The organism is Psychrobacter sp. 28M-43 (assembly GCF_014770435.1).
Taxonomy (GTDB): domain Bacteria; phylum Pseudomonadota; class Gammaproteobacteria; order Pseudomonadales; family Moraxellaceae; genus Psychrobacter.
This window is the reverse complement of the sequence record NZ_CP061739.1, coordinates 2,347,594-2,360,404: the sequence shown is the minus strand read 5'-3', so window position 1 is coordinate 2,360,404 and position 12,811 is coordinate 2,347,594. Positions and strand designations below refer to the sequence as shown.

General features: G+C 42.8%; 11 protein-coding genes. 5 read left to right on the top strand and 6 right to left on the bottom strand.

Annotated elements, in window-relative coordinates; all coding sequences use genetic code 11:
- Window positions 1-20: 20 nt before the first annotated feature.
- Entirely contained in the window at window positions 21-725 is a 705-nt protein-coding gene (locus IEE84_RS09835; protein ID WP_191114042.1) for a DUF2057 family protein, read from the top strand.
- Window positions 726-847: 122 nt separating this feature from the next.
- Here IEE84_RS09835 and IEE84_RS09830 read toward each other — a convergent pair whose 3' ends face one another.
- Complete coding sequence (locus tag IEE84_RS09830; protein ID WP_160022561.1) at window positions 848-1,333, bottom strand: Dps family protein; 486 nt, start codon at window positions 1,331-1,333, stop codon at window positions 848-850.
- Window positions 1,334-1,599: 266 nt separating this feature from the next.
- Window positions 1,600-2,259, bottom strand: a complete 660-nt coding sequence (locus IEE84_RS09825) for a YcxB family protein (RefSeq protein WP_101206317.1) — start codon at window positions 2,257-2,259, stop codon at window positions 1,600-1,602.
- Window positions 2,260-2,757: 498 nt separating this feature from the next.
- Here IEE84_RS09825 and serS point away from each other — a divergent pair, with 498 nt between their 5' ends.
- From serS to IEE84_RS09805, 4 genes are all read left to right on the top strand, one after another.
- Window positions 2,758-4,044: a serine--tRNA ligase gene (serS, locus tag IEE84_RS09820; RefSeq protein ID WP_191114041.1), complete on the top strand. Its 1,287-nt coding sequence runs from the start codon at window positions 2,758-2,760 to the stop codon at window positions 4,042-4,044.
- Between the two features lie 295 nt (window positions 4,045-4,339).
- Window positions 4,340-6,337 (top strand): transketolase, encoded by a 1,998-nt coding sequence (tkt, locus tag IEE84_RS09815; RefSeq protein WP_191114040.1) that lies wholly within the window; start codon window positions 4,340-4,342, stop codon window positions 6,335-6,337.
- 349 nt (window positions 6,338-6,686) lie between these two features.
- Window positions 6,687-7,436 carry an HNH endonuclease family protein gene (locus IEE84_RS09810; RefSeq protein ID WP_191114039.1) on the top strand — a complete coding sequence of 250 codons (750 nt, stop codon included), beginning with the start codon at window positions 6,687-6,689 and terminating at the stop codon, window positions 7,434-7,436.
- Between the two features lie 126 nt (window positions 7,437-7,562).
- Window positions 7,563-8,597, top strand: coding sequence for an NERD domain-containing protein (locus IEE84_RS09805; protein ID WP_191114038.1), 1,035 nt, complete (start codon window positions 7,563-7,565; stop codon window positions 8,595-8,597).
- A gap of 27 nt (window positions 8,598-8,624) precedes the next feature.
- Here IEE84_RS09805 and IEE84_RS09800 read toward each other — a convergent pair whose 3' ends face one another.
- The 4 genes from IEE84_RS09800 to IEE84_RS09785 all read right to left on the bottom strand — a co-directional run bounded on the left by IEE84_RS09800 (window position 8,625) and on the right by IEE84_RS09785 (window position 12,733).
- A complete protein-coding gene (locus tag IEE84_RS09800; RefSeq protein ID WP_191114037.1) occupies window positions 8,625-9,596 on the bottom strand; it encodes a peptide ABC transporter ATP-binding protein in 972 nt (323 codons plus the stop codon).
- Window positions 9,593-10,660, bottom strand: a complete 1,068-nt coding sequence (locus IEE84_RS09795; protein ID WP_228724808.1) for an ABC transporter ATP-binding protein — start codon at window positions 10,658-10,660, stop codon at window positions 9,593-9,595. Before IEE84_RS09795 ends, IEE84_RS09800 begins: the two co-directional genes overlap by 4 nt.
- A 1-nt stretch (window position 10,661) precedes the next feature.
- Window positions 10,662-11,576 (bottom strand): ABC transporter permease, encoded by a 915-nt coding sequence (locus IEE84_RS09790; protein WP_191114036.1) that lies wholly within the window; start codon window positions 11,574-11,576, stop codon window positions 10,662-10,664.
- Between the two features lie 140 nt (window positions 11,577-11,716).
- Window positions 11,717-12,733 carry an ABC transporter permease gene (locus IEE84_RS09785; RefSeq protein WP_057761126.1) on the bottom strand — a complete coding sequence of 339 codons (1,017 nt, stop codon included), beginning with the start codon at window positions 12,731-12,733 and terminating at the stop codon, window positions 11,717-11,719.
- Window positions 12,734-12,811: the final 78 nt, after the last annotated feature.

The window sequence follows — 12,811 nt, the reverse complement described above, 5'->3', positions numbered from 1 at the left end:
TACTATTAATGGAATAACTTATGAAATCGAATACTTTTTTGCTAAAGAAATTAACGATAGGCACGTTGTTGGTGGGGGCTGCCTCGGTTTCTATGTTGTCACAGGCAGCGGTTACTCTACAGGTTGATGACCATATCAAAGTAACTGCTATTAATGGGCAGGAAATTCAGCAGAGCGCTTTTCAGCCGCTACAAAAAACATTTACGTTACAGCCTGGACAACATGCTATTACTGCTAAGTATGACCGTTTATATAACTTGCGTCGTGATGAGCATGATTATTTGCGTTCAGGTAATGTCAGTGTGACGGCACAATTAGCCGACAATCAAACATATCGTTTGACTATGCCTAATCAACCAGAAGATTATGAAGCTGCTAGAGAGTATGCTAAGCAGCCAACGCTCGCTGTGCAACAGAACAATACTGTCATTGCTAGCCAGCAAAGTATGGCCGGTAACCAAGGTGGTCTATTTTCAGGCCTTGGTAAAGCGCTAGGCGGCGTGTTCGGCGGTGCAGGTGATGCAGAGTTACAGAACCAACGTGCTATCGCCTCTTTAGATCAACCAGTAGTAAACACTACTAGCAACGTCAACACTGGCACGACCACTGTTAAGCAAGCATCTAGCGTAAATACTTCTACTAGTACGTTAGATACGTTTATGCAAGTATGGCTACAAGCCACGCCTGCTGAACGTGAAAAAATGCGTCAATGGATCCAAAAATAAAACAGTCTTTTCTAAAAGATAGACAATAAAAAAGCACCTAATTAGGTGCTTTTTTATTGTTTAGAATTTGATAATTATTAGAGCTAGTAAGTAAGGTTAAGCCGAACAGAAACTAACGACTATTAACCCAAAAACGCGTTATACATCCATACCAGTTTTTCTTGCTCTTGTACGTAAGCATCTACTAAGTCAGCTGAACCCTGGTCTTCGCTCTCTTCTGCTAGGGCTGATACTTGGCGCTGCTCTGCAATTAACGCTTGCAAGCCAGTGACCACACCTTTGACACAGCTTGTACCATCTTTGACGTTTTTGTCTTCACTGATGCTAGTATGCTGCGTAAAATCGCTATAAGCGTGAAGTGGTGTACCACCCAAAGTTAAGATACGCTCAGCGATTTCATCGATTTGAAGTTGTAGTGACGTATATAGCTCTTCAAATTGTGGATGCAAAGTAAAGAAATGCTCACCCTTTACATTCCAGTGATAGCCACGTACGTTTAGATAAAACACGTGATATGTTGATAGTAGATTGTTTAATTTGGCGATGACTTCGCTCATGTCTGCTTTTTCTAGACCGATCTGGTTAGTAGCATTATTAGAATTACTCATAGTATTGTCCTTATAGTGTGAGTGTAGTTATATGATAATGAATAAAGAAGAATAAAGACTCTAATCAATTAAAATACAGAGAAAGATACTTTATTTTTCATCTGTATCTATCAATATAGACTCTATTGCTTCCTCTGATGCTTATAATAATAGCAAACTATTATTAATAAGTTAAATTTAATAAATACAATTTTACGATTGGTTTTATAAAACTAAAACCAAGTCTCTCTATTGTTTTTCTAAACGATAGAGAGACCTTATTACATTTACGCTGGTGGCTGCAAGTTTTCAGGATTTAAGCCTTTAACGGGAACCACTTCTTGTAAATGTTGACGTATCGTATCGATAGGAAACTTCTGTGCTTGCAAGCGTTTCGGTACGATTTGGCTACCTTGCTGACCTTTTAGCTCAAACATCATAAAAATATAGTCATCAGTCTCGTCCCAACTCTTGATAGAGGTCCAAGGAATAACTGCTTGTTGAGTCGCGCCCGCACGCATTTGCATACCGCGCATTTGCGAGTTTTTCATCATATCAGGCTGGTTGCTTGGCATCGCCATGACTAGACCATGCTTTTGCACACCCAACTTCATCTGGCGCATTTCATCTGGCATCTCTTGGTCGGCCACTTGTTTGTCAAACTCTCTTTTTACGTACCATTTAAAACCTAAAGTACGTGCCAATAGATAAATCACCACACCAACCAGCATTAACCAAAATATAATGGTTGAATAGCCTGTCACAAAGATAAGTCCTGCAATAGCGAGTACCACAACCACTGCCATGATGATCCACTCTTTGGTCTTAAAGCTTGATAAACCAAAAGAAGGGCTGGCACTGGCAAACAGTTCATACTGTGCTTGGTGAAATTCAGCCTCAGTTAGGTTTAAGGCGACAGGTTGGAGCGTGTAAGGGTACAGGGCCATAAAGGTTTCTCAAATACTTATATTAAAAGCGTTGGATTAAAACTGCCAAAGCGAAGCAGCAATGCTGTACTTGGCTAGAAGTGAATAAAGGTATGCGCTTATCTTACCGAAAAGTACTCCTAAATGAAACATATAAGCAAGACTGTTCACGGATAGATGTCATATTAATGACGTAGTTCACGCTCTATACTCAGCTTATTCAGACTAGACGAAAGTAAAAGTGAGAAATTAAAAACAGAATAATTTGCGATAAGCGATTGGCATAATGAACAAAAGCTAGTGAAAGTCAGCCAAAAACAGGGAAAAGCAGTCAAAGATATCCAAAACATGGTCAAATCTGCCGTGTCTTGGTATTATAGCGTCTACAAGATATGTTGATATAAAACATAACGTCATAGCCGGTTATCACAAAGACTGTGATAGCGATGCGCTAGGCAATTACTCTATAAATAATACTTTTAAACCTTTTACTCACCTTTAGTGTTACAGGCAACTACTATGATTGATCCGAAACTCTTACGCGGCGATTTAAGCGACCTACAGCAGCAGCTAGCCACCCGTGGTTATGAGCTTGATATGGAGTTCTGGCAGACGATTGAAAACGAGCGCAAGTCTCTACAAGTAAAAACCGAAGAGTTGCAATCGCGCCGTAATGCTGGTGCTAAGCAAGTAGGTGCCCTAAAAAAATCAGGCGAAGATGCTAGTGAGCTATTGGCTGAGATGCAAAGCGTTAGCGGTGAGATTAAAGCTGCGGAAGACGAGTTGCGTACGTTACAAGAGCGTATCACTCAAGCGGCTTTGCAAATTCCAAATATTCCGGCGGCGGATGTACCAGTCGGTACGTCAGAAGATGATAATGTAGAAGTGCGCAAATGGGGCACGCCGCGTACGTTTGATTTTGAGATTCAAGATCACACTTATATTGGCGAGACACTTGGCATGTTGGACTTTGAAGCGGCAACCAAGCTGACTGGTAGCCGTTTTAACGTGCTTAAAGGGCAATTGGCGCAACTGCATCGCGCGTTGATTCAATTCATGTTGAACACGCATACGATGAAGTACGGCTATCTTGAAACTTATGTACCTTATATCGTTAACAGCGATAGCTTGAAAGGTACGGGTCAGTTGCCTAAGTTTGAAGATGATTTGTTTAAATTAAGCAATCACACTAATAACGATGAGATGGATTTTTACCTTATTCCAACGGCTGAAGTACCAATGACCAATTTGGTACGCGGCGAACGTTTGGATATTAAAGAGTTGCCATTAAAATTCACGGCGCATACGCCATGTTTCCGTAGTGAGGCAGGTTCACATGGGCGTGATACCCGTGGCTTGATTCGTCAGCATCAGTTTGAAAAAGTGGAAATGGTCAATGTCGGTACTAGCGATCAGTCTGATGACCTATTAGAAGCGATGACAGGACAGGCTGAATATATCTTGCAGCAGTTGAACTTGCCATACCGCACGGTACAGCTGTGTACTGGCGATATGGGTTTTGCCGCACAAAAGACCTATGACATCGAAGTATGGCTACCAAGCCAAGATACCTATCGTGAAATCTCTAGCTGCTCTAACTGTGGTGATTTCCAAGCGCGCCGTATGGGTACGCGTGTCAAAGATGGCAAGCAAACCAGCTTGGCTCATACTTTAAATGGTTCAGGTTTGGCCGTGGGTCGTACGCTACTGGCAGTGATGGAAAATCATCAAAACGCTGATGGCAGCATCACGATTCCAGAAGTATTGCGTCCGTTTATGGGCGGTGCTGAAACTATTTCAGTTTAATAAATTGACTATAAGTAATGAGCTGCTTGTCACTTAGGTTACTCGTAGCTTGTTATTTATAACTTAAATTAAAACCTATAACTACTTATCGTTTAACAAAACTGATGTGAGTCATTGCTAAATATAAACGGTCTTGTCACCGCATTTTTGGCTAGGCTCATAGCAAATATGTTAATATTGCATTTTTATTTTATAGCCTATCTATTGAGGACGCCTGTCGCGTTTTTGATGGATTATCCTCTGAGTAAACTCTCCTCTTATCTTCATACTACTCATTCGAATATTAGGACACTCTATGCCAGCTCCAATTAGCGAACGTAAACTAGCCAATGCCATCCGTGTACTGTCGTTTGACGCGGTTCAAAAAGCCAACTCTGGACATCCGGGTGCGCCAATGGGTATGGCTGATATTGCCGAAGTTTTGTGGCGCAAATTTTTGAAGCACAATCCAGCAGATCCTAATTGGCACAACCGTGATCGCTTTGTACTGTCAAACGGTCATGGCTCGATGCTTATTTATTCATTGCTACATTTATCAGGTTATGATGTGAGCGTTGATGACCTTAAAGGTTTCCGTCAGCTGCATTCAAAAACCCCAGGCCATCCTGAACTTGGTTACACGCCTGGTGTAGAAACGACGACTGGTCCGCTAGGACAAGGCATTGCTAATGCGGTTGGTTTTGCAATTGCAGAAAAAACCCTAGCCGCACAGTTCAATCGTGACGGTCATAACGTCGTCGATCATCATACTTATGCGTTCTTGGGCGATGGCTGCTTGATGGAAGGTATCAGTCATGAAGTCTGCTCACTAGCTGGCACGTTGGCGCTTGGTAAGTTGGTATTCTTCTATGATGATAACGGCATCTCAATCGACGGTAACGTCGAAGGCTGGTTCACTGATGATACCGAAGCGCGTTTTGAATCTTACGGTTGGCAAGTGATCAAAGTTGACGGTCATGATACTGATGCAATCACGCAAGCAACGGAACAAGCAATTGCAGAAACTGCTAAGCCAAGTCTAATTATTTGTAAAACCACGATCGGTGCGGGTAGCCCGAACAAACAAGGTCTAGCGGCTAGTCATGGTGCTCCACTTGGTGATGACGAAATTGCCTTGACTCGTGATGCGCTATCTTGGAAACATGCCCCATTTGAATTAGATGACGAAATCTATGAAGCATGGGATGCCAAAGCCAAAGGCGATGTACAGCAAAAGAACTGGGACGCGGACTTTGAAGCATATAAAAAAGCCTATCCAGAGCTTGCTGCAGAACTATCACGCCGTCTAAATGGCGAATTGCCTGCTGACTTTGCTAGCCAAGCACAAGCCTATATTCAGCAAACGCAAGAAGCGGGCGGCGATGTTGCTAGTCGTAAAGCCAGTCAAAATACTATCAACAGCTTGCAGCCATTATTGCCAGAACTATTGGGCGGCTCAGCGGATCTAGCTGGCTCGAACCTTACGCTATTCAAAGGCGCTAAAGGCATCGAAAAAGACGCTGACGGTAACTATATCTATTACGGTGTGCGTGAGTTCGGTATGACTGCGATTGCCAATGGTATCGCATTGCATGGTGGCTTTATCCCTTACGTAGCGACGTTCCTGATGTTTATGGAATACGCACGTAACGCGGTACGTATGGGCGCATTGATGAAGCAGCGCGTCATCCATGTCTATACGCATGACTCTATCGGTCTGGGTGAAGATGGCCCAACGCATCAGCCAGTTGAGCAATTGACTAGCCTACGTACCACGCCAAACCTACGTACATGGCGTCCGTGTGATGCGACTGAATCTGCAAGTGCTTGGGTAGAAGCAATCAAATCAGAAAATAACCCATCAGCATTGATCTTTAGCCGTCAGAGTCTGCCGCATCAAGCGCGTGATGGCGAGCAAGTAGCGAACATCACCAAAGGCGGTTATGTACTGGCGAAAGAACAGGGTGAGCTACAAGCCATCATCATCGCCACTGGTTCAGAAGTTGGCCTAGCGATGGAAGCGTATCAAGCATTGAGCGCAAATGGTGTTGGTGTCCGTGTGGTGTCTATGCCATGTGCAGAGATTTTCGTTGAGCAAGATGCTAGCTATCGTGAAGCCGTATTGCCAGCCAATATTCGTGCTCGCGTCGCAGTCGAAGCAGCTCATGTAGATTACTGGTATAAGTTCGTTGGTTTAGATGGCAAAGTCATTGGCATGACCACTTATGGCGAATCTGCTCCTGCAGATCAGTTATACAAAGAGTTTGGTATCACGACTGACGCTGTGGTCGAAGCGGTAAATAGTTTGGTGTAATAAACCTAACTTAGTTAGCGTTTAAGAAAGAGTCACTAGAGAAATCTAGTGGCTCTTTTTGTGGTAAATTGAGCTAAGCTTTCAAGTTTTTACGGAAGTTTAAATTTTTCTTTTTACTATCTGAGTTGTCCATAAGAGTTGTTTTTTTATAGTATGATTTTATCCCACCACTGTTTGAACCTAATTAAGTTTTGGCTAGGGATTGATAGTTTGGAAGGCTATTGTCATTATAAATAATAGCATTTTTTTGTGCTAAACCGTATCCAGACATAGATATAAGTGTTGATTCAATTTTTAATTTTAGACAGTATTTATTTGATACACTCTAAATAACGAATAGGAAAAGAACATGACAAGGAGTATAAAGCAAACTATCAAAAACCAGCTTTATGGGAATTCTGCAGGAAAGTGTAATTTATGCAGCTATAGTTTGTTAAAGGAAAGCGAGTCGGAAAACAGTAAATATTATAATATTGGTCAGATAGCTCACATTGAACCTTATGCGGATAATCCAATAGCCCCAAGATATAAAGCCATTGATTGTAAGGCACAGAATAACTCATATCAAAATTTGATATTACTATGCGCTAATTGCCACTTAAAAATTGATAATGATCCAAACTACTACACTGTCGATAGGCTCATTAGCATCAAAGAAAATTTTACTAGAGATATTCAGATTAAATTAACTGAGGTTAGAGAGAGTGATTTTTATGTAGTAAATTTAATAAATGAATTCTACGATGTACAGTCTATATATTTTGAATTAGAAAATTCATCACTGTCAGTTATTTATTCTTCTATACTCAGAATCGGTGATATTAATAACATTTGCTTGAATAGCTTTAAACCCTACTCCTATCCTTTTGACGATGCTAACCTAAACTCTATGATTCAAAATATTATTGATCTATATCGAAAACTGTCTTATTATTTTTATGATTGTTATGATTTAAACCAAGAGATTTTTCAATCTAACAAAGAGTTTTTAAAGTTGACAGGTGATAATAGAAAAAATATAGAAGAAATTATGAACTTACTAAGAAGCTCTTTGTATTCGTGGCTTGAATATACACGCCCTTTCAAAAATAAAGTATAATAATTTTTTATGAACTAGATTTATGAATTTATTTCTTAAACTAATCTATTTGAAAAATAGATGTCATGCATCGATTAGCAAAAATATGATCTACTTAACTTATTTGAAATTCTTAGATGAAGAACCATGTCCCTAAAATCCACTTTTAAAGGTTTCCTAGGTGAAACCATCATTAATGTCGCCATGTGGCTAAAGCTCGAAAAAAATGTTTACCACCGATTAAACGGTATCACCTTGCCAAGAGGGAGTGGTGGCAGTACGCAAATCGACCATATCATCGTCTCTGTGTACGGCATTTTTGTGATTGAGACGAAAAACTATAAAGGCTGGATATATGGTAGCGAGAACCAAAGACAATGGACACAAGTTTTCCAAAATGGAAGTAAATTCAAATTCCAAAATCCATTGCGCCAAAACTACTTGCACATTAAGACGCTCGCAGATTTATTAGGCTTGGAGCTGAGCTACTTCCATTCGATGATTGCTTTTATCGGGGAGTGCGAATTAAAAACCCGTGATGAGTTACCCGAGCACGTATTGACAGGTGGCATGGTGTCTTATGTTAAGAAAAAGAAGGATGAAATACTGACTGAAGACGAGGTTAAGTCCATCGTTGAGCAGATTAACAGCAACAGATTTAGCAAATCTTGGCGCACCAATAGAGAGCATAAAGCCTATCTGAAAGATAAGCATAGCCAGTCAAATAAGCAGCCTAGCGGTAACGCTACTGATAAACCAATTGCTAAAGTGGCTACTAAGGCTGCACCAGAGCCGATAGTAAAAGAGACCGCTAAACGCGCTATTCTAAAAAGTAGAGAAGTGCCTCGATGGTCTGGTCAGACTGAAATTGAATCTAGCGATTTACCAATTGATAGTATGGACACTCAGCATGCAGTCACTCAGCATACAATTACATCGCACGACATTGCTGATAAGGTTTTTCTTACGCCGTTTGAGGTTGTAGAGCCTGAATTAGCAGCGAATTCCTCTGCGACAGTTGAGGTGATAGACCATACAGCTGATTTAATTCAAAAACCAACCTGCCCAAGATGTAACGGTGAGATGATAAAGCGTGTAGCAAAAAAAGGCCTGAATCAAGGGCAGGCCTTTTTTGGTTGTAGCCAATTTCCTAAATGTTGGGGTGTGGTGAATATTGATTAATCGTTAATCATCTTAACCTTAATCACCTTAACCATATATCTCTTCTAAACGTAAACAAGCCACCAATCGACCATCCCATTCGCGCAGTTGTGGCTCTATCTCGCTGCATTGCTGTTTGGCATATGGGCAGCGTTTGTGCAGAGCGCAGCCACTTGGTGGGTTTAGCGGACTTGGTAGCTCACCTTGTAGGGTTAGATCATTCTTGTGGCCATTTACCGTTGGAGCAGCAGCCAATAGAGCTATGGTATACGGATGTTTTGGCGCATTATAAATCGCTTCTTTGGGACCGTGCTCGACCGCTTGACCTAAATACATCACCATCACATCATCAGCGACGTGGCGTACGACCGATAAGTTATGCGAGATAAAGACATAAGCGGTACGATACTCATCCTGCAAATCCATAAATAGATTTAGCACTTGCGCCTGAATAGAGACATCGAGTGCAGAAGTCGGTTCATCAGCGACGACAATTTTAGGATTGAGCATCATGGCGCGGGCGAGGGCAATACGTTGGCGTTGACCCCCTGAAAACATGTGTGGATAGCGGCCAGCATGTTCGGGACGTAGACCAACATTTCTCATCATCTCGTTGATTTTGTCACGCTTTTCTTCTTTAGAGAGTTTCGTATGGATATCCAATGGTTCCGTCAACTGATAGCCAATAGTATGGCGTGGGTTCAAGCTACCATAAGGGTTTTGGAATACCATTTGAATTTCGGTACGCAACTCTTTGAGCGCTTTTCTGCTATAGCCTGTAGTGCCTTCATTGTTGATAAATAGCTCACCATGTGTAGGTGCTTCGATCAGTGTCAACTGGCGCGCAAGGGTGGATTTTCCGCAGCCTGACTCACCAACGACTGCCAGTGTCTTGCCAGCTTCAAGCTCAAATGAGACACCATTGAGCGCTTTCACATACGCTTTTGCTTTGCCCAGACCTTGTGATACTGGGTAGTGCTTGTGTAGATTGTCTGCTTTTAGGACCACTTTATTACTCATACTTGTGACTCCAAGATAGCAGCGTGAGAGGGGCGAGAAGTAATATTAGAATCAATACAACGCACCTTGCCATTGGGCGTATCTAAAATAGGTGGCGGTACTTCGCAAGCAGGTTCTTTATACGGGCAACGCGGAGACAGCAAGCAACCAGCTGGCCGGTCATATTGACTTGGCACGACCCCTGGTAAACTGTTTAACCTATCTTGACCGATAGCCAATTCAGGGATGGCTTGTAGCAATGCTTCAGTATAAGGGTGAGCAGGTTTTTGAAAAATCTCTGGTACGGTACTGGTTTCGACCACTTGTCCAGCATACATGACCGCGACATCACGCGAGTTTTGTGCAACCAGACCCAAATCGTGGGTAATTAATACCATGGCCATTTGTTTTTCGCGTTGTAATCGGCTGAGCAAATCCATGATCTGTGCTTGTACGGTTACATCCAGTGCGGTGGTTGGTTCATCTGCGATAAGTAGTTTTGGCTCACAAGCAATGGCCATCGCAATCATAACCCGTTGACTCATACCGCCTGATAGCTGATGCGGATATACCTTGAGACGATTCTTGGCATCGGGCATTTCGACCAACTCTAGCAGTTCTAAGATACGTGTTTGTACGGCTGCGCCTCGTAAACCAAGGTGTTTGCGTAGCACTTCACCCAACTGCATTTCAACAGTAAAGCTTGGATTTAGGCAAGACATCGCATTCTGAAAAATCATAGAGATGTCTTTGCCAATGATGCCGCGTTTCTCTTTTGCTGACATACTAAGCATATCTTTATTATCAAATACCACTCGCTGTGCACGAACGGTCGCAGAAGGTGGTAATAGCCCCATCAGCGCCATCATGGTGACTGATTTACCTGAGCCAGATTCGCCGACAACAGCGATGACTTCACCTTGGGTTATCTTTAAAGACACATCGTCGACTGCGCGAAAGGCACGCACCCCTTGTCCAAAAGTAACCGACAGGTTTTCGATATCTAGCAATAACGGAGAGTCTTTTGTTGATGCGCCATTCATAGACGTATGAGTGATAGGCGTATTAATTAATGGTTCAGTCATCTTAGGTCACCTGCTTTAATTTAGGATCTAGCGCATCGCGTAAGCCATCACCAGTCAGGTTAATCGATAATGCAGCCAAGAAAATAGCAACACCCGGCCAGATTGCTAGCCAAACGTTACTTTGAATATATTGTCTCGCCGTACCTAGCATCGCGCCCCATTCGGCATCAGGTGGCTGTACGCCAAAGCCTAGGAAACCAATCGCACCTGCTTCTAAAATAGCAGACGAGAAAATCATCGTTGCCTGTACGATAAGCGGTGCCATACAGTTGGGCAAAATAGTGATAAACAACAATCTGAGCACGCCAGCACCCATCACTTGTGAGGCAATAAAGTACTCACGTTGTAGCTCTACCATCGCAGTCGCACGAGTCAGCCGAATAAATGGCGGTGTACAGACCAGTGCAATCGTAATAATCGTATTGGTCATAGAAGGCCCTAAGATAGCGGCAATGATAATCGCCAATAGCAAGCTCGGATATGACATCAGGATATCATTGACCAACATGACCGCTTTGCCCCAGACCTTTGGCCAAAATGCGGCACTCAGACCTAAAGAAATACCAACCAACATCGCCAGAGTCGTTGCGCTTAGACCGATAAACAATGAATAACGCGCGCCATACATCACTCGAGACAATGTATCTCGGCCCGCATCATCAGTACCTAGCCAAAACATCGCATTGCCACCATCTAAAAAGGCAGGCGGCAATTGCTCTTGACCGGTGAACAGTTCATAAGGATCATGAGGCGCAATAGCAGGCGCAAGTATGGCAACTAGGACCATCAATGCCAGTACGATAAAACCAATCACGGCGCCTTTGTTTCGGCAGAACGTCGATAAAAATAGCTGCCAAGATGACGGCGGTGTGGCTGCCATCAGATTGATATCAGAGGGGAGAACAGAAGGCTTCATGAGCATTTCCTATAGTGGCTAGCGCATTGGATTCGTTTGGGCTTCCTTCCTAACAATTATTAGAAATTTGCCAAAAAGCTTTATAACCATGCAAGTGCTAATCATCACTATTTATAATGTGAGTATTTATCAATGTTAGATTAAGAAGTATGGCGAATACGTGGATTAATCAGACCATACAAAATATCAATAAATAAACTAACCAAAATCAGAGCGGTGGCGACCAATAAAATACCATTTTGTACAATAGGATAATCACGAGTGAAAAACCCATCGAGTAGCCAATTACCAACGCCTGGCCAACTAAAGATAGTCTCGGTAATAATGGCGCCTGCGAGCAATGTCGCCATCTGTAAGCCAACGACTGTAACTACAGTAATCAAGGCATTACGCATTACGTGGACCAGTATCACTCGGCGTGGAGATAATCCTTTGGCCCGTGCTGTACGCACATAATCCTCATCTAACACCTCTAGCATCGCAGAGCGTGTCATCCGCGCAATCATCGCTAACGGAATGGTCGATAAGGCAATAGAAGGTAGGATAAAGTGTTTGACCACGTTCCAAAACGCGCCAGGTTCTCCTGAGCTTAGTGAGCCAAGTAACCATGACCCATACAGTGGCTGCACATCTAAAAATTGTGCAACAGATATCACCCCAGCGACGGGCAGTAGACCTAAATAATGAGCGAAGATACCAGTCAGGATGGGGCCCAATAAATAGATGGGCATAGAGTAACCTGCCAACGCGCCTGACATTAGGGTGTAATCGATCCATGTACCACGGCGCAGGGCAGCAAAGATGCCTAAGCTAACACCAATGACACTAGCGATGACAATAGCGCATAACGCCAATTCTAAAGTAGGAACAAAGTGGGCAAAGAAGTCTTGTAGTACGGGCGTACGAGTACGAAAGGACTGACCGAAATCACCCGTTAGGATGCCAGTCAAATAATCCCAATACTGGGCAACGAGCGGTTTGTCTAATCCTAGCCTTTCTAACGCACGAGCATGTAGCTCGGGATCGACCATACGCTCGCCCATCATAATCTCGACCGCATCTCCAGGTACGAGACGAATCAGAGTAAAAGTCGATAGCGTTAGGCCAAGATAGACGGGTATTAAAATGGCAATACGACGCAGAATATAAAGTAGCATGGGCTGCTCAATAGTTGTGGTTCAATGATTAGAGTATTAGCGATGATCAAGAGATCCGTGACAAAGCGCTTAGTTCAT